The organism is Burkholderia metallica (genome assembly GCF_001718555.1).
Taxonomy (GTDB): domain Bacteria; phylum Pseudomonadota; class Gammaproteobacteria; order Burkholderiales; family Burkholderiaceae; genus Burkholderia; species Burkholderia metallica.
In genome coordinates this window covers 3,030,267-3,056,635 of sequence record NZ_CP013401.1, presented here as the reverse complement: position 1 = coordinate 3,056,635, position 26,369 = coordinate 3,030,267, and the positions used below count along the sequence as shown (strand labels likewise).

General features: G+C 68.4%; 23 protein-coding genes. 10 read left to right on the top strand and 13 right to left on the bottom strand.

Annotation, left to right across the window (positions count from 1 at the left end):
- Positions 1-24: 24 nt before the first annotated feature.
- The 3 genes from WJ16_RS13800 to WJ16_RS13790 form a co-directional block, all read right to left on the bottom strand.
- Positions 25-852, bottom strand: coding sequence for a TIM barrel protein (locus WJ16_RS13800; RefSeq protein ID WP_069257530.1), 828 nt, complete (start codon positions 850-852; stop codon positions 25-27).
- A gap of 38 nt (positions 853-890) precedes the next feature.
- Positions 891-1,925 carry a xylose isomerase gene (locus tag WJ16_RS13795; RefSeq protein WP_069257529.1) on the bottom strand — a complete coding sequence of 345 codons (1,035 nt, stop codon included), beginning with the start codon at positions 1,923-1,925 and terminating at the stop codon, positions 891-893.
- 168 nt (positions 1,926-2,093) lie between these two features.
- Positions 2,094-3,158 (bottom strand): LacI family DNA-binding transcriptional regulator, encoded by a 1,065-nt coding sequence (locus WJ16_RS13790; RefSeq protein ID WP_069257528.1) that lies wholly within the window; start codon positions 3,156-3,158, stop codon positions 2,094-2,096.
- A 172-nt stretch (positions 3,159-3,330) separates the two neighbouring features.
- On the opposite strand from WJ16_RS13790, the gene WJ16_RS13785 reads away from it, so the two are divergent.
- The 3 genes from WJ16_RS13785 to WJ16_RS13775 are packed head-to-tail and all read left to right on the top strand — an operon-like array spanning position 3,331 to position 6,013.
- Complete coding sequence (locus WJ16_RS13785) at positions 3,331-4,413, top strand: fatty acid desaturase family protein (RefSeq protein WP_069257527.1); 1,083 nt, start codon at positions 3,331-3,333, stop codon at positions 4,411-4,413.
- A gap of 36 nt (positions 4,414-4,449) precedes the next feature.
- Positions 4,450-4,758: a non-heme iron oxygenase ferredoxin subunit gene (locus WJ16_RS13780; RefSeq protein ID WP_069257526.1), complete on the top strand. Its 309-nt coding sequence runs from the start codon at positions 4,450-4,452 to the stop codon at positions 4,756-4,758.
- Positions 4,759-4,762: 4 nt separating this feature from the next.
- Positions 4,763-6,013 carry an NAD(P)/FAD-dependent oxidoreductase gene (locus tag WJ16_RS13775; RefSeq protein ID WP_069257525.1) on the top strand — a complete coding sequence of 417 codons (1,251 nt, stop codon included), beginning with the start codon at positions 4,763-4,765 and terminating at the stop codon, positions 6,011-6,013.
- Positions 6,014-6,094: 81 nt separating this feature from the next.
- Here WJ16_RS13775 and WJ16_RS13770 read toward each other — a convergent pair whose 3' ends face one another.
- The 3 genes from WJ16_RS13770 to glpD all read right to left on the bottom strand — a co-directional run bounded on the left by WJ16_RS13770 (position 6,095) and on the right by glpD (position 10,024).
- Entirely contained in the window at positions 6,095-6,811 is a 717-nt protein-coding gene (locus WJ16_RS13770) for an MIP/aquaporin family protein (RefSeq protein WP_027785355.1), read from the bottom strand.
- A gap of 81 nt (positions 6,812-6,892) precedes the next feature.
- The gene (gene glpK, locus WJ16_RS13765; protein WP_069257524.1) at positions 6,893-8,395 is read right to left on the bottom strand and encodes a glycerol kinase GlpK; all 1,503 of its coding nucleotides are present in this window, start codon (positions 8,393-8,395) and stop codon (positions 6,893-6,895) included.
- Positions 8,396-8,500: 105 nt separating this feature from the next.
- Positions 8,501-10,024 carry a glycerol-3-phosphate dehydrogenase gene (gene glpD, locus WJ16_RS13760; RefSeq protein ID WP_069257523.1) on the bottom strand — a complete coding sequence of 508 codons (1,524 nt, stop codon included), beginning with the start codon at positions 10,022-10,024 and terminating at the stop codon, positions 8,501-8,503.
- Between the two features lie 162 nt (positions 10,025-10,186).
- Between glpD and WJ16_RS13755 the strand changes: the two genes are divergently transcribed.
- Positions 10,187-10,555 (top strand): hypothetical protein, encoded by a 369-nt coding sequence (locus WJ16_RS13755; protein ID WP_069257522.1) that lies wholly within the window; start codon positions 10,187-10,189, stop codon positions 10,553-10,555.
- Positions 10,556-10,640: 85 nt separating this feature from the next.
- Here the strand turns inward: WJ16_RS13755 and WJ16_RS13750 are convergent, their stop codons facing one another.
- Positions 10,641-10,838 (bottom strand): hypothetical protein, encoded by a 198-nt coding sequence (locus tag WJ16_RS13750; protein WP_034179421.1) that lies wholly within the window; start codon positions 10,836-10,838, stop codon positions 10,641-10,643.
- A gap of 301 nt (positions 10,839-11,139) precedes the next feature.
- Positions 11,140-11,919 carry a DeoR/GlpR family DNA-binding transcription regulator gene (locus tag WJ16_RS13745; protein ID WP_040141834.1) on the bottom strand — a complete coding sequence of 260 codons (780 nt, stop codon included), beginning with the start codon at positions 11,917-11,919 and terminating at the stop codon, positions 11,140-11,142.
- Between the two features lie 221 nt (positions 11,920-12,140).
- Between WJ16_RS13745 and WJ16_RS13740 the strand changes: the two genes are divergently transcribed.
- From WJ16_RS13740 to WJ16_RS13730, 3 genes are all read left to right on the top strand, one after another.
- Positions 12,141-13,781, top strand: coding sequence for a gamma-glutamyltransferase family protein (locus tag WJ16_RS13740; protein WP_069257521.1), 1,641 nt, complete (start codon positions 12,141-12,143; stop codon positions 13,779-13,781).
- A 351-nt stretch (positions 13,782-14,132) separates the two neighbouring features.
- The gene (locus WJ16_RS13735) at positions 14,133-14,960 is read left to right on the top strand and encodes a ferritin-like domain-containing protein (protein WP_069258064.1); all 828 of its coding nucleotides are present in this window, start codon (positions 14,133-14,135) and stop codon (positions 14,958-14,960) included.
- 70 nt (positions 14,961-15,030) lie between these two features.
- A complete protein-coding gene (locus WJ16_RS13730; RefSeq protein WP_069257520.1) occupies positions 15,031-15,537 on the top strand; it encodes a hypothetical protein in 507 nt (168 codons plus the stop codon).
- On the opposite strand, the gene WJ16_RS13725 is transcribed toward WJ16_RS13730, so the two are convergent.
- From WJ16_RS13725 to WJ16_RS13715, 3 genes are all read right to left on the bottom strand, one after another.
- Positions 15,531-16,973 (bottom strand): DEAD/DEAH box helicase, encoded by a 1,443-nt coding sequence (locus WJ16_RS13725; protein WP_069257519.1) that lies wholly within the window; start codon positions 16,971-16,973, stop codon positions 15,531-15,533. The two genes, WJ16_RS13730 and WJ16_RS13725, sit on opposite strands and share 7 nt — an antisense overlap.
- A gap of 136 nt (positions 16,974-17,109) precedes the next feature.
- Positions 17,110-18,408, bottom strand: coding sequence for a c-type cytochrome (locus WJ16_RS13720; RefSeq protein WP_069257518.1), 1,299 nt, complete (start codon positions 18,406-18,408; stop codon positions 17,110-17,112).
- Positions 18,409-18,427: 19 nt separating this feature from the next.
- On the bottom strand, positions 18,428-19,192 hold the full coding sequence (locus WJ16_RS13715; protein WP_069257517.1) for a c-type cytochrome: 765 nt from the start codon (positions 19,190-19,192) through the stop codon (positions 18,428-18,430).
- A 377-nt stretch (positions 19,193-19,569) separates the two neighbouring features.
- On the opposite strand from WJ16_RS13715, the gene WJ16_RS13710 reads away from it, so the two are divergent.
- Entirely contained in the window at positions 19,570-20,502 is a 933-nt protein-coding gene (locus WJ16_RS13710) for a CopD family protein (protein ID WP_069258063.1), read from the top strand.
- A gap of 146 nt (positions 20,503-20,648) precedes the next feature.
- Here WJ16_RS13710 and dgoD read toward each other — a convergent pair whose 3' ends face one another.
- Complete coding sequence (gene dgoD / locus WJ16_RS13705; RefSeq protein WP_021160175.1) at positions 20,649-21,797, bottom strand: galactonate dehydratase; 1,149 nt, start codon at positions 21,795-21,797, stop codon at positions 20,649-20,651.
- A 214-nt stretch (positions 21,798-22,011) separates the two neighbouring features.
- On the opposite strand from dgoD, the gene WJ16_RS13700 reads away from it, so the two are divergent.
- Positions 22,012-22,644 carry a FadR/GntR family transcriptional regulator gene (locus tag WJ16_RS13700; RefSeq protein ID WP_236858217.1) on the top strand — a complete coding sequence of 211 codons (633 nt, stop codon included), beginning with the start codon at positions 22,012-22,014 and terminating at the stop codon, positions 22,642-22,644.
- A gap of 146 nt (positions 22,645-22,790) precedes the next feature.
- Complete coding sequence (locus tag WJ16_RS13695; RefSeq protein ID WP_069257515.1) at positions 22,791-23,138, top strand: GFA family protein; 348 nt, start codon at positions 22,791-22,793, stop codon at positions 23,136-23,138.
- A 34-nt stretch (positions 23,139-23,172) separates the two neighbouring features.
- Here the strand turns inward: WJ16_RS13695 and WJ16_RS13690 are convergent, their stop codons facing one another.
- A complete protein-coding gene (locus WJ16_RS13690; RefSeq protein WP_069257514.1) occupies positions 23,173-26,274 on the bottom strand; it encodes a transglycosylase domain-containing protein in 3,102 nt (1,033 codons plus the stop codon).
- Positions 26,275-26,369 lie beyond the last annotated feature (95 nt).

Sequence of the window (26,369 nt, the reverse complement as noted above, 5' to 3'; positions counted from 1 at the left end):
GGTGGCCGCGCACCGTGGCGGCGATCATCGATCCGCCAGTTCGTCGCGTACGTAGTCGATGCTCGCGCGCAGCCGGTCTTCGATGTCGTCGGCTTCGGCGATTTCGTTCGCGAACGGCTCGAACGAGAGCGCGCCCCGGTAGCCGCGCGCGAGCAGTTCGCGCAGTTGCCGGATATTGCCGAGCCGGTCGGCGCCGCCGACCAGCACGCGATGGCCGTCGCGCATCCGGTCGACCGGCAGGTCGCCTTCTTCGACGCCCGAGATGTGCACGAGGCCCGTCAGGTTCGGGAAGAAGATGTCCTCGCCCGACAGGTGATGGTGGAACGTGTCGTGCACGAGCCGGAACACCTGTTCGCCCACCGCGTCGTAGATGCCCTTCACCGCATCGGACTTGCGGCGCAGCGCGCATTCCTCGAAGCCGAGCGGCTCGATGAAGCCGAGCAGGTTGCGTGCTTCGAGGATCGGCTTCAGCGCCTTCAATGCGCGTACGAGATCGGCATGACGGGCGTCGGCGCTGTGCGTGTCGCCGCGGCTGTTGGTCGGGCACAGCACGAGCGCACGTGCGCCGCATTGCGCCGCGTAGTCGGCCAGCGCGGTTGCCTCGTCCGCGCGCTCGGCACTCCATTGCTCGAAGCGCTGCAGCGCGTTGATCGTCAGGATCGTCACGCCGCCGGCTTCGGCCGTCGCGCGCACGGCGGCGGCCGGCGTGCCGTCGGTGATCTCGACGCCGTCGAGATCGTTGCGGATCTCGATCGTGTCGACACCGAGGCGCCGGCACAGCGCGACGTAACGGTCGAGCGGCAAGCGCGGTGCGCTCATCCGGTTCAGCGAAAAATGAAAGGCCTGCGTCATCGTTCTGTCCTCGGGTTTCGAGTGGGGCGGGGGGCGAATCAGGTGCCGGTGTGCGCGACGTCCGCCGCCGGCCCGTTCGCCGGCGGCGTGGCGAGCGCGTGCCACGTGTCGCGCAGCCAGCGGGCGCACGCGACGTTGTTGTCGAAGATCGAATAGCGTGCGCCGCCGCCGTAGTCGGGAAACGGAATGAACTCGCAACTGATCTGTTCGAGCCGTGCGGGCCGGGTATGGACCTGCGATTGCAGCAACCGGTGCAGCGCGGCTTTCCACGTGTCGAGTTCCGCCGCATCCCATGCGCGGTGATAGGTGCCCGGCGCGGGGGCGACGAACGGATACTGGATGCCGCGCCCGAGCCGGCCGTCGGCGCGTCGCATCCACGGATTGGCCGGATTGTTCGGCGTCACGCTGCGCGCATGCGCATGCGCGACCCAGCCGCGCGCGATCCAGTCGGCGTAGACGGCGTCGGGAGACGCCGGGTCGAGCATCCGGCGGCCGCCGTCGGTCGCGTCGTGCAGGCCCGATGCGGCGAGTTCGGCGCGATTGCCGAGCTTGAACAGCAGATGCGAATGATCGAGCGTGATCCGGAACGGCACGCCGGCCTGCTCGACATGCCGCGCGACGCATGCGACGCGCGCGAAATCCTCGCTCCACATGTCGACGTGCACTTCCAGGCTCGGCAGGCAGCCGGCCGGCTCGCCGCGCTCGTAGGCACGCAGGTAGAAATCGGCGACCTCGCGGTCGGACAGCGGATGGCCGTCGGCATGATGCGCGTCGAGCTGGCAGTTGAGCACCGTGCTGCCGAAGCGCGCGCCCGCGGCGACGATCTCGGCGACGTGCGCTTCGTCGCGGCCCGCGCGCCAGATGCCGCCGATTACGCGAATCGGCAGCGCATGGCGCTCGACCAGCGCGAAATACGGCGACAGGTCCTCGCCGCGCACCGGGTTCTTTTCGACGTAGTCGAACACGCCGGCGCCGGCGACCATGCGGAAGCGTTCGGCAGGCGCGGGCAACGGCAGGCCGTCGTGTTCGAGCACGCCGTCGAGGTTCACGCCGATGAGGATCGGTTCAGCCATCGTCTCCTGTCCGCCGTTGTCATGGGAATGGCTGCCCAATGTACGGATGCGCGGCGCGCGCCGCATGACAAACGTTGACGAAAAATCGCCAATGCGGCGATCGATTTCTTCGCGATGCGCATGCGGCGCGGCGGACGGTGCTCCGGACGGCGCGCCGGGCGGCGGGACTCAGGCCGGCAGGTAGGCGCTCGTCCTCACGTTGGCCGGACAGAACACGCGGAATTCGACCGGGTCGGCCGGCGGCGGCTGCTCCACGATCCCGCACGCATGCAGCACGTGCTGCAGCGCGGAAATTGCCTGGCCGTCCGGGTCCTGGTCGATCGCGAGATCCATCGCGCCGGCTTCGATGAACGCGCGGTGCTCGTCGAGCATCTCGTGGCCGATCCACACGACGCGGCCGGTCGCGCCGGCCTTGCGCAGCGCTGCTTCGATGCCGGCCGAGCCGGCGCCGCTGTTGTAGATCGCGACCACGTCGTCGTGCGCCTGCAGCGCCTTCGTCACCGCGCGGTAGCAGCGGTCGTCCTGGTCGAGCGTCTCGACCGGCGCGTCGTCGCAGCGGACGGCGGCGAACGCGTCGGCGAGCTGGTCGCGGCAGCCGGCCATCCGGTCCGCGTGCGCACGGTAGCCCATGCGTCCGCCGAGCAGCAGCACGCGCCCCGGGCGTGCCGCGAGGCGGCCGATGTAGTAGCCGGCCGTGCGGCCGGCGCGATAGTTGTCGATGCCCGCGAAGTGCGCGCGGTCGATGCCGCCGATGTCGGTGACCATCGTGACGACGGTCTCGCCGCGCGCGATCGCGCCGGCCAGCGCGTCGCGCACGCGGGCCGTGTCGCGCGCGGTGACGATCAGCGCCGCGCGCCGGTACGCGGGCCGTTCGATCAGCGCGGCGGCCCGCTCGTCGTCCGCGGCGGGCAGGATCGTCCGGTGCACGACCACGCGCCGGTCGAGCATCTGCAGCGAGCGCTGCAGCGCCTGCTGCAGCCGCCGGAAGAACGGTGCGTCGGTGTCCGGCAGCAGCACGTCGACGTGGATCAGCCCGTGCCGCGTGTCGGGCAACTGGCGCGGCACGCCGAGCTGCCGCGCGGCCGCGACCACGCGCTCGCGGGCCTGCGCCGATACGCTGCCGCGCTCGTTCAGCACGCGGTCGACGGTGGTCGTGCTGACCCCGGCGAGCGCCGCGATCTCGTCGAAGCGCGCGGTGCGCTTGCGCCAGCGCGGCCCGGATTCGCCTGCCATGGTCGTCTCCTGGAGGATGTCGCCCTCTGCACGGGGCGATGCGACGAACGCTAAAGCGATGGCGAAATTTCGTCAACGTTTCGATTGAGCGGGGGAGGCCGCGGGCCTAATTTCGAGTCCATGCCGGAGCGCGTGCCGCGCTTCTCACGCAGCCAGAACCAGGGAGACACGAGTGGCCTTTACCGACGACCAGGCGCACGACCGCACGGCGGCGCGCCGTCACGAATACCGGATGATCGGCGGCGCCGGCGAGCGCGCGCACGCGGCCGGGCTCGTCAACGCCGCGTGGTACCGGTGCGCGGTGCCGCGGCCGCTGATGAAGCAGTTGATGCAGCGCGGCGATGCGCGCGCGATCCGCGACACGCTGATCTGGTACGCGGCGATCGCGGCGAGCGGTGTGCTCGCATGGCTGGCGTGGCATGCGCATTCGGCGTGGGCGATTCCCGCGTTCTTCGTGTACGGCACCCTCTACTGCAGCCCGGCCGATTCGCGCTGGCACGAATGCGGGCACGGCACCGCGTTCCGCACGCGCTGGATGAACGACGTGCTGTATCAGGTCGCGTCGTTTCAGGTGTTCCGCCGCGCGACCGCATGGCGCTGGAGCCATGCGCGCCATCACACCGATACGCTGGTCGTCGGGCGCGATCCTGAAATTGCCGCGCCGAAGCCGACCGACTGGCTCTCGCTCGCGCTGAACGTCGTCGCGCTGAAGCATGTGGCCGGCGAGCTGCGCAAGATGCTCGCGATCGCGTTCACCGGCCGGCTCGACGACGAGGAGCGTACCTACGTGCCCGAATCGGAACGGCCGAAGGTCGTGCGCGAAGCGCGCATCCATCTCGCGGTGTATGCGGTCGTGGCCGGTGCGTCGCTCTACTGGCGCACGATCCTGCCACTGCTCTACATCGGGCTGCCGAGCCTCTACGGCGCGTGGCTGTACCTGTATTTCGGCCTGACCCAGCATGCGGGCATGCCCGAGAACGTGCTCGACCACCGGCGCAACTGCCGGACCGTGATGATGAATCCCGTGTTCCGCTTCCTGTACTGGAACATGAACTACCACGTCGAGCACCACATGTTCCCGATGGTGCCGTTCCACGCGCTGCCGAAGCTGCACGAGGCCGTGAAGGCCGACATGCCGCCGCCGTACCGCAGCACGCTGGCCGCGTATGCGGAGATCGTGCCGGCGCTGATCCGGCAGACGCGCGACCCGTCCGACTACGTCGTGCGGCCCGTGCCGGATGCCGTGCGCGCCTGACCGACACCGAACCTTCCCACCCAGGAGACACCCAACATGACGCAATGGATCGACACCGGCGCGCTCGACGACATCGACGACGAAGACGTCGCGCGCTTCGACCATGCCGGCCGCACGTACGCGATCTACCGCATCGACGGCGAAGTCTTCGCGAGCGACGGCCTGTGCACGCACGAGCACGTGCATCTCGCGGACGGGCTCGTGATCGACCACGTGATCGAATGTCCGAAGCACAACGGGCGCTTCGACGTGCGCGACGGCCGGCCGCTGTCCGCGCCCGCCTGCGAGAAGCTGCGCACGTACCGCGCGAAGATCGAGGGCGGCCGCATTCTGATCGAGGTGTGACGCGATGACGAACGACCGGGTGATGGCGATCGTCGGCGCGGGCCATGCGGGCGGCCGCGCGGCGCAGGTGCTGCGCGAATCCGGCTGGGGCGGGCGGATCGTGCTGATCGGCGCGGAGGCCCACCTGCCGTACGAGCGGCCGCCGTTGTCGAAAGGAGTGCTGACCGGCGAACGCAGCGCCGCGCAGTGCCGGTTGCGCGAGCCGCACGCGTGGACGGCCGATCGCATCGAGCCGGTCGTCGCGACGGTCGAGCGTATCGATCCGTTCGCACGCGAAGTGCGCGTGTCGGGTGGGCGCGTGTTCGGCTACGACGCGCTGCTGCTCGCCACCGGTGGCCGCGCGCGTCGCCTCGCGATTCCGGGCGCGACGCTCGACGGCGTCTTTGCGTTGCGCACGCTCGACGATGCGGCGGTGCTCGGCACGCGGCTCGTGCCCGATACGCGGGTCGTGCTGATCGGCGGCGGCTTCATCGGCCTCGAAGTCGCCGCATCGGCGCGCCAACGCGGCTGCCGCGTGACGGTGCTCGACGCGGCCCCGCGCCTGCTCGGGCGCGCGGTGCCGGAAGCGATCGCGGCGCGCGTGCACGCGCTGCACGAACGGCGGGGCGTGGCCGTTCGCGTGAACCGCAAGCCGGTGGCGATCGAGCGCACGGCGGGCGGCGCGCTGGCCGTCGTGCTCGACGACGGCGACACGCTGATCGCCGACACGGTCGTGGCCGGCATCGGCATCGACCCGGCCGACGAACTGGCGCGCGAGGCCGGCCTCGCGGTCGGGCGCGGCATCGTCGTGAATGCGCGGCTCGAGACGTCGGCGCGCGGCATCTATGCGGCCGGCGACGTCGCGGTGTTCCCGAGCGCGTTGTCGGGGCGACCGGTGCGGCAGGAGACGTGGCACGGCGCCGAGACCCAGGCGCGCGTCGCCGCGCGCAACATGCTCGGCGCCGACGAGCCGTATTGCGAGATGCCGTGGTTCTGGTCGGATCAATACGACGCGCAGTTGCAGGTGGCCGGAGAGCCGGCGCTCGGCGAGCGGTCGGTCGCGCGCGTGTTCGGCGACGATGCGGAAATCCATTTCCATTTCGACGCCGGTGCGCGGCTCGTCGCCGCGAGCGGCTTCGGCCGCACGTCGGCGTTCGTCAAGGACATGCGCGTGGCGAGAATGCTGGTCGAGCGCGGGATCGACGTGAACCCGGCGGCCGTGGCGGATACGGACGTGAAGCTGAAGTCGCTGGTCTCGGTCGCGAGCGACCGGTAGCGAAAACGAAGCGGCGGGGGAGCGAAGGAAGGAAAGCGAAACGCGCGGCGATGCGTGCCGCGCGTTTCGGTCAGGCCGCGATCAGATCGTCGCGTGCAGGTGCAGGTACAGGCCGGCTGCCGCGGCGCCGCCGAGCAGCGGGCCGACGACGGGCACCCATGCATAGCGCCAGTCGCTGTCGCGCTTGCCCGGGATCGGCAGCAGCGCGTGCATGATGCGCGGCGACAGGTCGCGCGCGGGGCTCATCGCATAGCCGGTCGGGCCGCCGAGCGAGATGCCGATGCCGAGCACGAGCAGGCCGACGGGCAGTGCGTCGAGCGCGCCGAGGCCGACTTGCGGCGACGCGAGGTACAGCACGCCGAGGATCAGCACGAACGTGCAGATCGCTTCGGTCAGCACGTTGTGCGTGACGCTGCGGATCGCGGGCGCGGTGCAGAACACCGCGAGCTTCAGGTCCGCGTCGGCTTCCTTCGCGAAGTGCTGGCGATACGCGAGCCACACGAGCAGTGCGCCCGCCATCCCGCCGAGCATTTGCGCGAGGACGTAGCCGCCGACTTTCGACCACGCGAACTTGCCCGCGAGCGCGAGACTGATGGTGACGATCGGGTTCAGGTGCGCGCCGCTGAACGACGCGGTCACGTAGACGGCGACGAAGACGGCCATCGCCCAGCCCATCACGATCACGATCAGGTCCGCGCCTTTGCCCTTGGTCTTTGCAAGCAGCACGTTTGCGACCGCGCCGTTGCCGAGCAGCACGAGGATCGCGGTGCCGATGAACTCTGCAATATAAGGTGACATGGTTGTCTCTCGTATGTCATCGCGGACTCGCGCGTTGCGCGGTCCGCCGGTGTTGTTGTATTTCGTATGGATTGCTTGGGATTACTGGGCGTCGTCGGCCCATGCCTTCGCCGCGCGTACCGCACGCTGCCAGCCCGACATGCAGCGCTCGACCTGTTCCTTCGCCATCGACGGCGCGAAGCGGCGATCGAGCTGCCACTGGCTGCGCACTTCGTCGAGGTTCTTCCAGTAGCCGATCGCGAGGCCCGCGAGGTAGGCCGCGCCGAGCGCGGTCGTCTCGGTGATCTGCGGACGCACCGCGTCGACGCCGAGCAGGTCCGCCTGGAACTGCATCAGCAGGTCGTTCGCGCTCGCGCCGCCGTCCACCCGCAGCTCGCCGATGCTGATGCCCGAATCGGCTTCCATCGCGGCCAGCACGTCGAGCGACTGGTATGCGATCGAATCGAGCGCCGCGCGCGCGAGGTGCGCGGAGGTCGTGCCGCGGGTGACGCCGAACACCGAGCCGCGCGCCCGCGCGTTCCAGTGCGGTGCGCCGAGGCCGGCGAAGGCCGGGACGAGATAGACGCCGTCGGTGTGCGGCACGCTCGCGGCGAGCGCTTCGATTTCGGCGGCCGACTTGATGATGCCGACGCCGTCGCGCAGCCACTGCACGACCGCGCCCGCGATGAAGATGCTGCCTTCCAGCGCGTACTGCACGTTGTCGCCGATCTGCCACGCGATCGTCGTGACGAGGTTGTTCTTCGATTCGATCGGCTTGTCGCCGGTGTTCATCATCAGGAAGCAGCCGGTGCCGTAGGTGTTCTTCACCATGCCGGACTGCGTGCACATCTGGCCGAACAGCGCCGCCTGCTGGTCGCCGGCGATGCCCGCGAGCGGGATCTTCGACGCGAACACGGTGGTCTTCGTGTGGCCGTAGATCTCCGACGACGCCTTTACTTCCGGCAGCATGCTGCGCGGAATGTCGAGCATCTCGAGCAGCTCGCTGTCCCACTCGCGCGTGTGGATGTTGAACAGCATCGTGCGCGATGCGTTCGTCACGTCGGTCACGTGCAGTTCGTGCTTCGTGAAATTCCATACGAGCCAGCTGTCGACGGTGCCGAACGCGAGCTTGCCTTGTTTGGCCTTCTCGCGGGCGCCCGGCACGTTGTCGAGAATCCAGCGGATCTTGGTTCCCGAGAAGTACGAATCGATCGGCAGGCCGGTCTTCGCGCGCACCTTCGCCTCGAAGCCCTGCGCTTTCAGCGAATCGCAGAAGTCGGCCGTGCGGCGATCCTGCCAGACGATCGCGTTGTAGACGGGCTGGCCCGTCTCGCGATCCCACACGATCGTGGTTTCACGCTGGTTGGTGATGCCGATCGCGGCGATCGACGTGCCGTTCAGGCCCGTGCGCGTGACGGCCTCGGCGGCGACGCCGGCTTGCGTCGACCAGATTTCCTGCGGGTCGTGCTCGACCCAGCCGGGTTGCGGGTAGATCTGTTCGAATTCCTTCTGGGCGATCGATACGATATTGCCCTGGCGATCGAACAGCATCGCGCGGGAACTCGTGGTGCCCTGGTCAAGCGCGAGGATGTACTGGTCCTGCATGTCTCTCATCTCCATCCGTGGATCTGGCTTAGTTGTGATGCGCGCCGCATGTGGGCGGCGCGTCGGTGAATCAACGTCGGTCAAGCAACTTCAACTGCATTCGGTTCAGGCGTGCGGCGCGTGCGCGGCGGCGAACCACGCGTCGACCGCGGCCGTCACGGCGTCGAGCGTGCCCGGCGCGACGTGCAGGCCGAGCTTCGAGCGGCGCCACAGCACGTCCTGTGCGCAGGTCGCCCATTCGGCGTCGCGCAGGTAGCGCAGTTCGGCGTCGTGGATGCCCGGCGCGACTTCGGCGCCGAGGTCGGCGAGCGACGTCGCGCCGTCGATGACGCGCTCCGCGCGCGTGCCGTACGCCCGTGCATAGCGGCGGGCGAGCGCGGCGGGCAGCCACGGGTGGCGTTTGGCGAACGTGCCGGCGAACGCGTCGAACTTCGCGTTCGCGATGTCGCCGCCCGGCAGCGCGACGCCGGCCGTCCAGGTCTTCGCGTCGCGGCCGAGCGCGCGGCACAGCATGTCGCCGGCTTCTTCCGCGAGCTTGCGGAAGGTCGTGATCTTGCCGCCGAACACCGACAGCAGCGGCGCGCCCGCGCCGTCGTCCAGCTCGAGGCGGTAGTCGCGCGTGACGGCCGACGCATTCGCGGCGTTCTCGTCTTCCAGCAGCGGGCGCACGCCCGAGTAGGTCCAGTGCACGTCGGCCGGCGAGATCTTGCGCTTGAAGTAGCGGTTGATCGAATCGCACAGATACTGCGTCTCGTCGCGATCGATCGCGACCTTCGCGGGATCGTTCGTGTATTCGACGTCGGTCGTGCCGATCAGCGTGAAATCGTGTTCGTACGGAATCGCGAAGATGATCCGCTTGTCCGGGTTCTGGAAGATGTACGCGTGATCGTGATCGAACAGGCGGCGCGTGATGATGTGGCTGCCCTTCACGAGCCGCACGCTGTGCTGCGCGCCGCGCCCGAGCGCGCCGTGCAGCACTTCGCCGACCCACGGGCCGGCCGCGTTCGCGATCGCGCGTGCATGCACGACGCGGATCGAACCGTCGGCGTGCTGCAGTCGCGCTTCCCATTCGTCGCCGCGGCGTTCGGCACTGACGAGCTTCGTGCGCGTCAGGATCTCGGCGCCGCGCTCCTTCGCATCCATCGCGTTCAGCACGACGAGGCGCGCATCGTCGACCCAGCCGTCGGAGTACACGAAGCCGCGCTTGATCGAATCGATCAGCGGCGCGCCGGCCGCATGGCGGCGCATGTCGATGCCGCGCGAGCCGGGCAGCAGCTCGCGTTTCGCGAGGTGATCGTAGAGGAACAGGCCGATGCGGATCAGCCAGGCCGGACGCAGGTTCGGCATGTGCGGCATCACGAAGCGCAGCGGCCACATGATGTGCGGCGCCGCGCGCAGCAGCGTCTCGCGCTCCTGCAGCGCCTTGCGCACGAGCCCGAACTCGTTGTACTCGAGGTAGCGCAGCCCGCCGTGAATCAGCTTCGTGCTGGACGACGACGTATGCGACGCGAGATCGTCCTGCTCGCAGAGCATGACCGACAGGCCGCGGCCGGCCGCATCGCGCGCGATGCCCGCGCCGTTGATGCCGCCGCCGACGACGAGCAGATCGTAGCGATTCGGTTGGGTCACCTGCTGTCCTTATCGTCTGGTGGAAATGGGTGAACAGAAAATGTTCGAATTCGAAATTTAACGAACGAAATCGAAAAAGTAAAGTTCGAAAAAGCGGGGCCAGTAGCGCGTCGCACGATCCCGGACGATACTGACGGAATCGACCGTTTCGCGAGGTGAATCATGCGTATTGGGATGTGGGCCGGCGTGTGCGCCGTCCTTCTGGCGGGGTGCAGCGCGGGCATGCCGCCGCTGGCCGGAAACTGGCGGGCGCCGTCGTTCGTCGACCTGCAGACGTCGTGCGGCGGCACCGCGCGCGACTGGGGCGCGGACGCGCAGCCGGTCTATTCGGCGCTGTACGACGCGTACGTGGCAAAACGGTATCGCGGGCTGACCGAAGCGAACTATTGTGCGTTCGTAAACGAACTTTCGACGCACTACGCGGCACCCGACGCGGCGACGCGGGCCGGCTGGATCCAGTATTTCAATGGCGCGCGGGCGCAGGCCATCAGCTGGCGGGCGGCGGTCGATCCGACGCTGCGCGGCGGTTGACGCCGGCCGCGGTGAACGGGCGGGAAAGCGGAAACGACCGCGCGGCCGGAAGCGGCCGCGCGGTCAGGTCAGGAACAGCGGAATTTCACGAATAGCGGTATTTGATGGATCGCAGCGCGGCGTCGCCGGTCTCGGTCACACAGTATTTGCGCCCGGAGCCGAGCCCTTCCAGGCGTACGAGCTGCTGTTCGAGCAGGGTGTCCAGTTCATCCCTGTCCATATCGCGCTGATCAGGCGCGTCCTTCACAAGCAATAGCGTGGCGAATTCATGCGGACTCAGCATCGTTCTCTCCATGGCAATCGGGCTGCCCGCGCGGCCGGCGCAACCGCCGACGCGCGATACCCCACGGGGTATGGCTTGGGGGGAAAAGCTGTATTCGCCGGCCTGCGGTTCGCTCCGCCCTGGCACAGGCGGATCAGGCGAACGGGCCGGGGAACTGGAGTCTAGTCGAGCGCGCGGGCAACGACAAATCGTGCCCCGTTAATTTTCCGTTTGACAGCCGGGCCGCGCGCAAGCGGTTTGCTCGCGCCGCCAACTTCTTGATTTCACTTGAAGTTCGGGTTGCGATGCAGCATCGCAACCGTCATTCCGCAACGTACACCTGAGTGCCGGCGGCCGCCACGGTATCGGCCATCTCGGGCGGCAGGGGCTTGTCGGTGAAGAGCGCGTGCACCTGGCTCAGATGACCCTGGCGTACCAGCGCGGGGCGGCCGACCTTCGAGTGGTCGGCTACGAGATAGACCGTGCGCGCATGCTGCATGATGGCCTCGGCCACGCGCACCTCGCGCGTGTCGAAGTCGCGCAGCGTGCCGTCGGCCTCGATCGCCGACGTGCCGATGATCGCGTAGTCGACCTTGAACTGGCGGATGAAGTCGATCGCGAGTTCACCGACGATCCCCTTGTCCCACGGCCGCACGATGCCGCCCGTGATCAGCACTTCGCAGTCGGGGTAGCCGCTCATCATCGACGCGACGTTCAGGTTGTTGGTGATCACGTGCAGCCCGTGATGGCGGTTCAGCGCGCGCGCGACTTCCTCGGTGGTCGTGCCGAGGTTGATGAACAGCGACGCCTGGTCCGGGATGTGCGACGCCGCGAGCGCCGCGATGCGCCGCTTCTCGTCGTGGAACATCCGCTGGCGCGCGGTGTACGACACGTTCTCCGAGCTGGTCGGCAGGCTCGCGCCGCCATGGTAGCGGCGCAGCAGGTTCAGGTCGGCGAGCCAGTTCACGTCGCGGCGGATCGTCTGCGGCGTCACCGCGAAGTGCGCGGCGAGATCGTCGACGGTCACGAAGCCGTCGCGCTGCACCCATTCGAGCAGTTCCTGCTGGCGCGCGTTGAGGGTGAGGCGGGGATCTCGGGTCATGGCTCGGTGGTCGTGTCGTGAGACGGAGCGGGTATTGTAAGGGCGCAAACCGCGTTCGGCCGGCCTGACCGGCAGCCTCGCGCGCCATTCATGCGGAATTCGCATGGATTCATGTAACAAATGAACTTGTACGATCTCTCCGATCGCGCTGCAATGGCGGATTGCCCGCGCACGCGGTGCGCGCCCGGCACGTTCATTCAGCTTTCGACGAGGTGGAACCGATGACTGGCTTCAACTGGCACAACCCGTATCCGACGACCCGCATTCCGGTATTCGCGCGCAACGTCGTGTCGACGTCGCACCCGCTTGCCGCGCAGGCCGGGCTGCGGATGCTGTGGAAGGGCGGCAACGCGGTCGACGCGGCGCTGGCCGCCGCGGCCGCGATCACGGTCGTCGAGCCCGTGTCGTGCGGGCTCGGCGGCGACGCCTTCGCGCTCGTGTGGGACGGCGAGCGGCTGTCGGGGCTGAACGCGTCGGGCGTGGCGCCGGCCGCATGGAACGTCGACTACTTCCGCAAGCGCCACGGCGACGCGGGCAACGGCATCGCGAACAAGCCGACGCGCGGCTGGGATACCGTCACCGTGCCGGGCGTGATCGCGGGCTGGGAGGCGCTGCATGCGAAGTTCGGTTCGCTGCCGTTCGCGGACCTGCTCGAGCCGGCGATCGAGATCGCGGAACGCGGCTATGCGGTGTCGCCGATCGTCGCGCACAAGTGGGCGGCGGCGGTGCCCGAACTGCAGGGGCTGCCCGGCTTCGCCGACACCTTCATGCCGCGCGGGCGCGCGCCGCAGGTCGGCGAGCGCATGTGCCTGCCGGGCCATGCGCAGACGCTGCGCACGCTCGCGAAGGAGGGCGCGCGCGCGTTTTACGAAGGCGCGCTCGCCGCGCAGATCGCGGCATTCGCGCGCGAAGGCGGCGGCGCGCTGACCGAAGCCGACCTGCGCGCGTACCGGCCGGAATGGGTCGAGCCGATCGGCAGGCGCTTCGGCCGCCATACGATTCACGAGATTCCGCCGAACGGGCAGGGCATCGCCGCACTGATCGCGCTCGGGATCGCCGAGCACGCGGGCGTGACCGACTGGCCCGTCGATTCGGTCGACTCGCAGCATCTGCAGATCGAGGCGATGAAGCTCGCGTTCGCGGACGTCTATCGCTACGTCGCCGATCCGCGCGCGATGGAAGTGACGCCCGGACAGATGCTCGACGATGCGTATCTCGCCGAACGCGCGAAGCTGATCGATCCCGCGCGCGCGACGCACTTCGCGGCCGGCCGGCCGCCTGCGGGCGGCACGATCTATCTGTCGGCCGCCGACGAGCGCGGGATGATGGTGAGCTTCATCCAGTCGAACTACATGGGTTTCGGTTCGGGGCTCGTCGTGCCCGGCACGGGCATTGCGCTGCAGAATCGCGGGTACGGCTTCTCGATGGACCCGGCTTCGCCGAACGTCGTCGCGGGCGGCAAGCGGCCGTTCCACACGATCATCCCGTCGTTCGTCACCGAACAGGTGAACGGGCGCACCGAGGCCGTGATGAGCTTCGGCGTGATGGGCGGCGACATGCAGCCGCAGGGCCATCTGCAGACCATCGTGCGGATGCTCGGCTATGGCCAGCAGCCGCAGGCCGCCTGCTGCGCGCCGCGCTGGAAGGTGAATCGCGATTTCACGCTCGACGTCGAGGCGACGATGAATCGTGCGACGGTCGACGCGCTGGCCGCGCGCGGCCATACGATCAAGTCGGTTGACGATTCTTACATGGATTTCGGCTCGGGGCAGTTCGTCTGGCGGCTCGACCACGACGATCCCGAGCGCGGCTACGTGGCCGCGAGCGACAGTCGGCGCGACGGTCTGGCGGCCGGTTTCTGACGGGTTTCCGACCGGTTTTCGATCGGTTGCCGCCGGCTTTCGCCGGCCTGCATTGCACGCTTCGCGGGCGGCCGAACGGCCGCCCGTTTCGTTTGCCGCGGGCCGCGTCGTCGTACGGGCGCAAGCGGTTTGAAGGACTCGTCTAACGAGCGGCAACGGACGTCGCGGAACTGCGCCTGTCGGGTATGGTCAGTGCTTGGGAGCACGAACGGCAAAGTCCGGCTAAGATGCCAGCATGGTTCGGCCGGACCAATCCACTATAAACGCAAGTAAAACGCCGCCAGCGGGTCGGTCGGCGCCTGTGCCGAAGGCATGGGCCGGCCCCCGCGCGACGACTGGGAGCGCACCACCATGGACACGAATACGACGCATGTGATGCCGTGGCGAATCGAGGACATCGACCTGAACCGGATCGATCGTCAGCGTGCCGCCGCGAACGAGGATCTGTTGTTGCTGCTGTGCGCATCGTCGTTCATCGAAAGCGGCTCGGATCTCTACACGAGCAATCTGAGCCAGTTCTTCAACGACGATCCGGAAGTCTCCGCATGGCTGAACAATGCATGGGAGCACGAAGAATTGCAGCACGGGCGCGCGCTGAAGGCGTACATCGCGCACGTGTGGCCGGAGTTCGACTGGGATACGGCCTTCGCGAATTTCTTCGCCGAATATTCGCAGACCTGCAAGGTCGAGGCGTTCGAGAAGACCCGTGCGCTCGAGATGGTCGCCCGCTGCGTCGTCGAGACGGGCACGGCCACGCTCTATCGCGCGATCAACGAATGCTCGGACGAGCCCGTGCTGAAGGAAATCACCGACAACATCCGCACGGACGAAGTGCGTCACTACAAGCACTTCTTCAAGTTCTTCAAGAAGTACAACCAGCTCGAAGGCAACGGCCGGCTCGCGGTGCTCGGCGCGCTCGCACGCCGCGTGATGGAAATCAAGAACGAGGATTCCGAGATCGCGCTGCGCCACGTGTTCGCGATTCGCTATCCGGACCGTATCGGCGACAGCCAGTACAACCGCGAGCGCGCCGCGCGCATCAGCAAGCTCGTGCGGCGCAACCTGTCGGCCGACATGTGCGTGAAGATGCTGCTCAAGCCGCTCGATCTGCCCGCGAAGATCCAGCCGGGCGTCCACTATCCGCTCACGAAGATCACGCGGCACGTGTTCCTGCGCTGAGCGCCGCGGCGCGGCCCGTCGCGCGTATGCTGCGGCATCTTCGTCCGCTTTTCATCGGGGCCACGCCATCATGACCGATACCCATCGCCACGCGCTCGAACAATGGACGTTCGACGCGTGGCCCCCTGCCGTCGTCGCGCTGTTCGACGGCACCGCACTCGAGCGCCATGCCGATATCGCCGCGTCGCTGATCGTCGCGACCGACGACGGCCAGTTGCGTACCACGCTGCTCGGCGTCGGCGAGATCTACGCACACGATGCGCATACGCTGCTGCTGGCGCTCTGGCCGCAGTCGCGCGCGGCGCGCGCAATCGCGCAGCGCCGCACGGCCGCGTTGACGCTCGTCGCCGACGGGGCGTTCTTTCAGGCGCAATTGAAGATGACGCCGCTCGAAGGCGATTTCGGCGGCCTGGCCGGATTCGCTGCGACGGTCGCGCACGGCGATGCGCAGCGGGTCGGCTATGCGCGTCTCGCGACGGGCGTCACGTTCACGCTGGAAGGGGACCGCGCCGCGGTGCTCGCGCGCTGGCAACGCCAGGTCGAGCACCTGCGGCGCGCGGCCGCGCGGCTTCAGTGACCGCGCTGGCCGCTGCGCGACGAACGGTTGCGGTTCGGGTGCGCGGCATTGCCGTTCGCCGGGCGCGCGCCGTTGCCGCCGCCGGCCGGGCGTGCACCGCCGCCGCCGGCGTTACCTTGCGTGCGCGGCTTCGCGGCCTTCTGCGACGCCTTCGGTTGTGCGTTGCCGTCGCGCTTCGCGGCCGGCTGGCCTGAGCCGCCGGCACGCGGCTGGCGGTTGCCACCGCCGCCGCCACCATTGCCACCGCGCGGCTGCTGCCCGCGGCGCTGCTGGATCGGCTCCGGCTTCGCGTTCGGATCGGGTTCGAAGCCCGCGATCACTTCCTGCGGAATTTCGCGCTTGATCAGCCGCTCGATGTCGCGCAGCAGCTGCTTCTCGTCGACGCACACGAGCGACACGGCTTCGCCGGTCGCGCCCGCGCGGCCCGTGCGGCCGATCCGGTGCACGTAGTCTTCCGGCACGTTCGGCAGGTCGAAGTTGACGACGTGCGGCAACTGGTCGATGTCGATCCCGCGTGCGGCGATGTCGGTTGCGACGAGCACCTGCAGCGTGCTGTTCTTGAATTCCGCCAGCGCGCGCGTGCGGGCCGACTGGCTCTTGTTGCCGTGGATCGCCATCGCGCTGATGCCGTCCTTCGTCAGCTGTTCGGCAAGCCGGTTCGCGCCGTGCTTGGTGCGCGTGAACACGAGCACCTGGAACCAGTTGTGCTCGCGGATCAGGTGCGTGAGCAGTTCGCGCTTGCGGTCGCGGTCGACCGGGTGGATCTTCTGCGCGACGCTTTCGGCGGTCGTGTTGCGGCGTGCGACTTCGATCAGCGCGGGCGAGTCGAGCAGGCTGTCGGCGAGCGCCTTGATCTCGTCGGAGAACGTGGCCGAGAACAGCAGGTTCTGGCGCTGCGGCGGCAGCTTCGCGAGCACGCGCTTGATGTCGTGAATGAAGCCCATGTCGAGCATCCGGTCGGCTTCGTCGAGCACGAGGATGTCGAGATCCGACAGGTCGATGGTCTTCTGCTGCATGTGGTCGAGCAGGCGGCCCGGCGTCGCGACGACGATGTCGACGCCGCGCTTGAGCGCATCGATCTGCGGATTGATGCTGACGCCGCCGAACATCACGGTCGAGCGCAGCTTCAGGTACTTGCTGTACGCACGCACGCTTTCCTCGACCTGCGCGGCGAGCTCGCGCGTCGGCGTGAGGATCAGTGCACGCACCGCGCGCTTCGCGCCGCGATGCTCGGCGTAGAACGTGTGCAGGCGCTGCAGGATCGGCAGCGTGAAGCCGGCGGTCTTGCCGGTGCCGGTTTGCGCGCCGGCGAGCAGGTCGCCGCCGCCGAGGACGGCCGGGATCGCCTGCTGCTGGATCGGAGTCGGCGACGTGTAGCCGAGCTCGTTGACCGCCTTGACCAGCGGTTCGGCCAGGCCGAGAGATTCGAAAGACATAGATACCACTCTTGAGTTTTATGATCGGCGACGTCTCGCGCGGCCCGCGCGGGATGCGACATCGCAAAACAGCCAAAAAGCAAAAGGGCGCGGCCGCGGTTTCCCGCAGCCGCGCCCCGTTTGTGTGAGCCGCTTCTTAGTCGAGCGGCGCGGAACGCAGGTCGCTCACCTGTTGCGGCGAGATCGGCGTACCGTTGTTGCCCCACGACATACGGATATACGTGACGACCGCCGCAACCTCCTGGTTCGACAACGACTGTGCGAACGGCGGCATCCCGTACGGACGCGGATTCTTGAACGTGCTCGGCGGATAGCCACCGTTCAGCACCATGCGGATCGGGTTGACTGCCGATTCCATCAGGATCGAATGGTTGCCCGCGAGCGGCGGATAGGCCGGCGGCTTGCCTGCGCCGGTTTCGGCGTGGCAGGTCGCGCAGTTGTCCGCGTAGATCTTCTTGCCCTGGTCGAACAGCGCGTTGCCGAACTGCTTCGACGGCTCGTACTGCATGTTCTTCGGCGCTTCAGCCTTCTGCGGGATCGACTTCAGGTACGTCGACATCGCGCGCGTATCTTCGTCGGTCATGTACTGCAGGCTGTTGTGCACGACGTCCGCCATCGGGCCGAACACCGCGCCCTTGTTCGACACGCCGGCTTGCAGCAGGTCGGACAGCTCCTGCACGTGCCAGTCGCCGAGGCCGAGTTCCTTGTCGTTCGTCAGCGACGGCGCATACCAGTTCTGCAGCGGGATCAGGCCGCCCGCGAAGGCCGCCGAGCTCACCGGGCCGCCCATCATGTTGATCGACGTGTGGCACATCGAGCAGTGGCCGAGACCTTCGACGAGGTACGCGCCGCGGTTCCATTCGACCGACTTGGTCGGATCCGGCTTGTATTCGCCTTCCTTGAAGAACAGCGTACGCCAGCCGATCAGCAGGTTGCGGTTGTTGAACGGGAACTTCAGTTCGTGCGGACGGCTCGGCACCGACACCGGCGCGACCGAGCGCAGGTACGCGTAGATCGCGTCCGAATCCGCGCGCGTGACCTTCGTGTAGCTCGCGAACGGGAAGCCCGGGTACAGCAGGCTGCCGTCCTTCGAACGGCCGGTGTGCATCGCGCGGTAGAAGTCGTCCGACGTCCACTTGCCGATGCCGTCCTTGTCGTCCGGCGTGATGTTCGGCGTGTACATCGTGCCGAACGGCGTCGCCATCGGCAGGCCGCCCGCGAACGACTTGCCGCCGCGCACGGTGTGGCACGCGATACAGTCGCCGACGCGCGCGAGGTATTCGCCCTTCTTGATCAGCGCGGCCTGGTCGGCCGGCGTGGCCGCGACGGCGGAAGCGCCGTGCAGCGTGTCGTTGCCCGGCCACAGGACCGGCACGAGGGCGGCTGCCGCGACGATCGCGACGGCCGAGAGTGCAAACAGGGACTTGCGTTTCATTGTGTCTGTCTCCCTTGCCTTATTGCGGTTCGCTGCCGCAGGCGAGCGGAGTCTTCATCGAACGCGCCGGAGCCGGCACGGGGTTGGCGGGCGCCGGTTGCGCGGCGAGCCATGCGGTCACGGCCGTCACGTCTTCGTCGGACAGCTTCGACGCGATGTCGTGCATGCAATCGGGTGCCTTCGCATGGCGGTTGCCCGAGCGCCACGCGCCGAGCTGCGCGCTCAGGTAATCGGCGTGCAGGCCGACTAGGCCCGGGATCGCCGGCTGCATGCCGGTCAGCCCTGCGCCGTGGCAGGCCACGCAGGCCGGCAGCTTGCGGGACGGGTCGCCCTGCGTGACGAGCTGCTTGCCGCGTGCGAGCGTCGCGGCCGGCAGCGACGGCTTCGCCGGCGTCGGGTACGGCGGACGTTCGGCCGAGAAGTGCTCGGCGATTTCGCGCAGGTAGTCGTCGTTCAGGTACGTCAGCAGGTAGTTCATCGGCGGGTACTTGCGCCGGCCGTCACGGAAGTTGACGAGCTGGTTGTACAGGTACTCGGCCGGCTTGCCGGCCAGACGCGGGAAGTAGTCGTTGTCCGTGCCCTGGCCGTGGACGCCGTGGCATGCGGTACAGCCGCGCACGCGCTCGGCCATGGTATCGGGTGCCTTGAGCGGCGCCTGCTGGGCGTGCGCTTGCTCCGTGGGCTTGGTCTGCGCTTGGGCAGCGCTCATAAGGCCCGCGCCGCCGATCATCAGAACGGCGAGCAGCGGACGGAAGAGGCGTCTTGAAGACACACGAGACTCCATGTTTATTCGTCGGGGACCTTGTCCGGGCTACGATCGGCTCGGCGCATGGACGGCAGGACAGCCGGGCTGCTGCGACGCGGCATTCTATCATCGATGGGTAATGACGGCTATTTGACGAAAGGTCACCGGTTCCTGTCTGTTTGCGACTTGCGACAATTTGACGCGCATTGCGACGGCCCCGTGTGAACCGGCGTGCGTTTACACCATCGAAGACCTACACTCGCGGGTCGCGCGGCGCCGCCTCCGCCGCAGATCCAGTCATTTCTCCCGTTTCCGGATTCATCGATGACGTTTTCTACCGTGCCGTTGCCTGCCTCATGCCGTCCGTCCCGTTGCCGCCGCACTGCCGGCCTGCCGCTTGCGGGAGGATGCGCGCGATGAAGTTCGACAGCTTGTGGATCGGTCAGGTCGCGCTCGCGGCGCTGATGGACGCCGCGTTCGCGATGGCGGTCGGCTCGGTGCTGCTCAAGGCGTGGCTCGGCAAGGACGGCGCGCGGCCGGTCGTCGCGCCGTCGCACCCCGCATGGCTGCGCGCGCAACATTCGCTGGTCGCGGCGGCGCTGGCGCTGGTGCTCGCCGATCTCGGCTGGCTCGTCTACGAGGCCGCGACGATGAGCGGGGCAGGGCTCGGCGGCGCGTTCGCCGCGATTCCCGTCATGCTGACGCAGACGCATGCGGGCTTCGCATGGAGCGTCGCGTTCGCCGGCGCCGTGGTGCTCGCGATCGTCGCGCTCGCGAAGCCGGAGGGTCCGGTGGCACACGCGGTGCTGTGGCTCGCGGTGATCGTGGTCGCCGCCGGCAAGGCGTCGCTCGGCCATGCGGCCGACACCGGCGCGCTGTCCGCGGCAGTCGGCGTGCAGACGCTGCACCTGCTCGCCACCGCAGTGTGGGGCGGCCTCGTGCTCGCGGGCGGGCTCGCGGTGCTGCCGGCGCTCGGATCGTCGGTCGCGCGCGGCGCGCTGATCCGCATCGGCCAGCAACTGTCGCGCACGTCGATCGTCGCGGTCGTCTTCATGCTCGGCACCGGCGCGCTCAATGCGATCCGCGGGCTCGGCGGGTCGCTCGCGCCGCTCGACGGCAGCACGTGGGGGCGCGTGTTGCTGCTGAAGCTGCTGCTCGTCGCGCTCGCGCTCGTGCTCGGCGGCCTGAACCGCTTCGCGGCGCTGCCGCGCCTGCGCCGCACCGCGTCGACCGAGGATGCGTATACGTTCCGCAACATCCTGCATCTCGAAGCGCTGACGATGATCGGCGTGTTCGTCGCGGCGGCCGTGCTGTCGTTCAGCGTGCCGGGGTTCGCGGCCCTCGGCTGACGGCCGGTCGCGCCGCGACGTCGGCGTTGCGCCGCGTCGCATCACGTCGCGCGCCCGGCGTGGGCCGGGTACCGCAGCGCATGCAAAAACGGCTGCCCGTCGGGCAGCCGTGGTCGATTCGATTCCTGGCGCGACGCGCGTCGCGCTCACCACTCGGCGACGCTGCCGTCCGCGTGGCGCCATACCGGGTTGCGCCAGCGGTGCCCCGTCTTCGCCATCTCGCGCACCTTCTCCTCGTTCACGTCGATGCCGAGCCCCGGGCCCTGCGGGATCGCGACGAAGCCGTCCTCGTAGCGGAACACCTCGGGGTTGCGCAGGTAGTCGAGCAGGTCGTTGCCCTGGTTGTAGTGGATGCCGAGGCTCTGCTCCTGGATGAACGCGTTGTAGCTGACCGCATCGAGCTGCAGGCACGCGGCGAGCGCGATCGGCCCGAGCGGGCAGTGCAGCGCGAGCGCGACGTCGTAGCTTTCCGCGAGCGTCGCGATCTTGCGGCATTCGGTGATGCCGCCCGCGTGCGACGCATCGGGCTGGATGATGTCGACGTAGCCGCCCGCGAGGATGTGCTTGAAGTCCCAGCGCGAGTACAGCCGCTCGCCGAGGGCGATCGGCGTGTTCGTCTGGTTGACGATGTCGCGCAGCGCTTCGGCGTTCTCCGACAGCACCGGCTCCTCGATGAACATCAGCTTGTACGGGTCGAGCTCTTTCGCGAGCACCTTCGCCATCGGCTTGTGCACGCGGCCGTGGAAGTCGACGCCGATCCCGACGTGCGGGCCGACCGCGTCGCGCACGGCCGCGACGTTCGCGATCACCTGCTCGACCTTGTCGTAGGTGTCGACGATCTGCAGCTCCTCGGAGCCGTTCATCTTCACGGCCTTGAAGCCGCGCTCGACCACCGCGCGCGCGTTGTTCGCGACGTCGCTCGGCCGGTCGCCGCCGATCCACGAATACACCTTGATGCGATCGCGCACCTGGCCGCCGAGCAGCGCGTGCACGGGCACGCCGTGATGCTTGCCCTTGATGTCCCACAGCGCCTGGTCGACGCCCGCGATCGCGCTCATCATGATCGGGCCGCCGCGGTAGAAGCCCGCGCGGTACATGACCTGCCAGTGATCCTCGATCAGCAGCGGATCGCGGCCGACGAGGTAGTCGGCCAGCTCCTGCACGGCGGCCTCGACCGTGTGCGCGCGGCCTTCGACGACCGGCTCGCCCCAGCCGACGATGCCTTCGTCGGTTTCGATCTTGAGGAACAGCCAGCGCGGCGGGACGACGAAGGTTTCGAGGCGGGTGATTTTCACGATGCGGGTCTCCAGGGTTGACCGGCGCGGGCAATCGGGCGCGCCGCGCGGTCGCGTGCTTTCACGGTTATCCTAGCGCAGCCCGAAGAAAAATAGTATTAATAGCATTATTGTGCAGATAGTGGGCAGCCGGCCCGCCCGGGCACCGGCATAACGGAGAACGATCATTCGACGCGACCTGCATGGACAGACGGCCTTCCGGCTCGCCACGGCGATCCTGCGCGGCGACTACCCGCCCGAGTCGCTGCTGCCGAGGGAGCCCGACCTGATGGAGATGTACGGCGTGAGCCGCACGGTGATGCGCGAGGCGCTGCGTACGCTCACGTCGAAGGGGCTCGTCGAATCGCGGCCGAAGATCGGCACGCGCGTGCGGCCGCGCGGCGTGTGGAACCTGCTCGACGCCGACCTGCTCGACTGGTACGCGCGCGTCGCGCCGCCGCTCGCGTTCGCGCTGAAGCTGCAGGAGATGCGCGAGATGGTCGAGCCGTATGCGGCCGCGCTGGCCGCGCGCATGCATACGCCGGAAATGTTCGACGCGATCGAAGGCGCGGCGCGCGCGATGGCCGCCGCACGCAACGTCGACGAATGGGTGCGCGCCGACCTGCGCTTTCACCTGAGCGTGCTCGAGGCCGGCGGCAACGAGCTGCTGGTGCCGCTCGGCGCGCTGATCGATCGCACGCTCGAGGCGCAACTGCACCTGAACGCGCGCCGCGCGGACGTGTACAACGCATCGCTCGCCGAGCACACGGCCGTCAGCGATGCGATCCGCATGCGTGACGAGGACGGTGCGCGCCGCGCGATGGCGGCGCTGCTCGCGGTGACGCGCGCGCGGATCGAGATGTCCTGACGCGCGCCGGCGCGTGTGGGTGGGCGGCGCGGCGCCGGACATTGCGTGCGGTGCACGTGCGCGCTACTGTACCCGCATGGATCGGCCCGGCCAACGGTATCCCGCCGGGGTGCCGTCGACGCGCACGGGCCGCACGGGAGACGACCATGCTTTATCGCGGAAGCTGCCATTGCGGCGACGTGAAGTTCGAGGCGGAAGGCGACCTGCAGCGCGTGATGGCGTGCAACTGCTCGATCTGCCAGCGCAAGGGCGCGCTGATGTGGTTCGTGCCGCGCGACCACATGACGCTCCTCACGCCCGACGACAATCTCGCCACCTACATGTTCAACAAGCACGTGATCAAGCACCGCTTCTGCAAGCGCTGCGGGATTCATGCGTTCGGCGAAGGCGTCGATCAGCACGGCAACGCGATGGCCGCGATCAATGCGCGCTGCCTGGAAGGTGTCGATCTCGACGCGCTGCCGGTCACGCACTACGACGGTCGCTCGCACTGAGCGGCGCGTTCGCGCATGACCGCTCGCGCGGCCGTCAGGACGGTTGCGCGGCAGCGGCACCCGTCGCGGGCATTTCCGCCTGCGGGGCGGGGCCCGCGGTGCGCGCGCCGGCCGGGCGTTCGACCAGCGGCGCGAGCGCCGGCGCCATCGATTTCAGCAACTGCACGGCCATCGCGCTCGTGAAGTCGTAGCGCGCCGCGTACGGCTCGTGCGCAGTGGCCGTCAGGACCCCGAAGAACCGGTCGCCGAGCACGAACACGAACGTGCCGCTGCGGTTCACCTTGCGCGACTCGATCAGCCGCGCGCCGCGCGCATAGACGTTGAAGCGCTGGTCGCCCGTCCCCGTCTTGCCGTACACGTCGAGCGTCTTGCCGTCGGGCAGCGTGAAGCCGCCCGCGAGGCGGCGTGCGGTGCCGTTGAGCACGACGTCGCGCAGCAGCGTGTGCGCGACGTTGACGATTTCGGGCGACAGCATCGGCTGCGGCTGCGCGGCCGCGCGCACGAAGTGCGTCTCGTACGGCGTGCCCGTCGCGAAGTCGAGCCGCGTGATCGTCTCGGTCGGCGCTTTCCGGCCGCCGTTCGCGATCAGGCCGATCAGTTTCGCGAGCGCGTCGGGCTGGTCGCCCGATGCGCCGATCGCGGCCGCGTACGACGGTGTGACTTCCGCGAACGGGTAGCCGAGCGCGCGCCACGATTTCGTGATTTCCGCGTACGCGCGCAGCTCGACCATGCGGCGGATGCGGCGGTCCTGGGTCGCGTGGTAGCGCGTCTTGTACAGCCACGAGTACGTGTAGAAACGCGCATCGCGGCTGTCGCGCTGGACGTCCGCGAGCGATGCCGCCGGGTGCGCGCGCAGGTAGTTGAGCGTCCACAGCGCGAGTGGATGCACGCTCGCGATATAGCCGCGGTCGTTGAGGTTGAAGCGATCGATCGCGTACTTCGCGTAGAGCTTCGCGAGATCGTCGTCGGACAGCGTCGCGGCCGGCGTGCCCTTCAGCTGCGCGCGCATCTGCGCGTCGAACCACGCGAGCGATGCGTTCGGCGCGACGCTGCGCAGCACGGTCGCGATCTTCGGCGGCGACTTGCGCACGTCCTTCAGCATCAGCGCGAGCGCGTCGTCGGGCGCCTTGCCCGCATAGCGCGTGTAGTAGCGCTTCACGTAGACCTGGCTTTCGCCGTCGACGAACTGCTGCAGGTAATGCTGGCGCTGCGCGGGATCGCCGAGCCACGACGACGACGGGCCGGCCGCCTGCAGCGTCTCGTAGTGGACGATGTCGCGCATCAGCCGCACGAACACGAGGTTGACCGAATGCTCGAACGCCGTATGCAGCGTCATGATGCGGCCGTTGTCCGACTTCTCGAAATTCGAGAACACCTGCGCGCCGCCGCCCGTGTAGAACACGTCGGGGCTCGCCGAATACTTGCGTTCGACGGCCGCGTCGAGCATCGCCTGCAGCGAGCGGTCGCGCGTGTGCACGAGGTAGTCGAGCGCCCAGCGCGACAGCCCGTCGATCGGGTCGGGCTTCACACGGGCCAGCTCCGCGTTCGACAGGTTTGCATAGCGCGCATGCAGGTCGGACACGATCTGCAGGTAGGTGATCAGCGTGCGCAGTTTCGCGGTCGAGCCGAGGTTGATGCGGCCGCCGCGATTCACGTCGAACGGCTGGTTCACGCTGTCGGTCTGCACGCGCAGCAGGTTCGCGCCGTTGCGGCGTTCGTACAGCGTGAAGCTGTACGTGAGGTGCGACGGATCGTCCTTCGGTGCGAGCATTTCGAATCCGTACAGGCCGGCTGCCTGTGCGCCGTCGCGCGTCGACGCCCGCGCGAGCCGTTCGGCGACCGCTTGCTGCACGCCGTTGTCGAGCGTGCTGGTCGCCTGCAGGTCCAGCTGGTCGAGCTGATACAGGTCGCTGATCCCGAGCGCCGACAGCAGCGACGCGCGCGCGGACGTCACGGCCTTGCGCGACACGAACGACTGCACGTGCGCGGCGGCCGGCGGCGCGCTGCGTTCGATCTGCGCGGCGAGCGCGGCGTCGCGCAGCGCGGGCGAGATCACGCCGCCGTTGGACAGCAACCGCAGATAGCTGTCGGTCAGCTTCTGCAGCGCCGGATAGCCGCGGTTGAGGAAGTACGACGGCGCGCGCTGCGCAATGATCAGCGACAGCACCTCGCGGAACGTCTTGCCCTGTTCGTCGACGTTGTCGCCGGTCGTCGGCGCGGACAGGATCCGGTTCACGTCGTCGAAGTCGCGGCCGTACCACGCGGCGAGGCCGTCGCCGATGCCGGTGATTTCACCCACGTGCGGCCGCGCGGCGAGCGGCACCGAGTTCAGGTAGTGCATGACGATGGTGCGGCGCGCGGGCATCGTCTGCGGGCCGTTCAGGTACGCGCGCACCGACGCGGACGCGATCTGCCGCAGCTTCTCGGGCGGCGTCGCGGTGCGGCCCTCGGGCGAATGGCGGAATTTCTCGATTTGCGTGGCGAGCGTGCTGCCGCCCGGGCGCGCCTGATGGCGGTTGACGACGTGCAGCGCCTGGTCGGCGACCGCGCGGCTGAAGCGCCCCCAGTCGATCGCCGGGTTGCGGTTCGGCTCGTTCGCGTCGAGCAGGTAGCGATCCTCGATGAACAGCAGCGAATCGACGATCACGCGCGGCACCCGGTCGAAGTCCGCGTAGACGCGCTGCGGGAATACGGTCGAGAAGAGCGGCGCGCCGGTCGAGTCGAACAGCCTCAGCCCCGCCTGGTCCTTCTCGTCGTATGGCAGGAACAGGCCGCGATCGCCGAGCGACAGCATCCGCTGCGAATCGCGCGCCTGCTTGCCGACGACGAAGCCGCGCGCGAGCAGCCGCTCCTGGAACGCCGGCATCATCGCGTAGCCGAGGCGCTCGTCGTACGGGCCGTTCGCGGGGAAGCGGATGTGATCGCTCGGGCCCGTCTCGACCGTGTAGCCGACGTCGCGGGTGAGCTCGGACAGGTAGTGCGCCTGCAGCCGGGATGTTTCGATCTCGGTCTGCACGAGCCGCGCGACGATCGCCACCGCGATCAGCAGCGCGGCAAGCAAAGACCACTTGACCCACGTCCAGACCGATGCGAGCCCGGTCACGCGCGGCAGGATACGATTCAGCGGCCGATTCATGGCGGCGTCTCCCTGAAGGCGCGGGCTCCGGCCGCACCCCATTAAGGATTAGTGTAGTCCTCCGCAGCCGGCTGCCAAGGGCGGTCGACTACCGA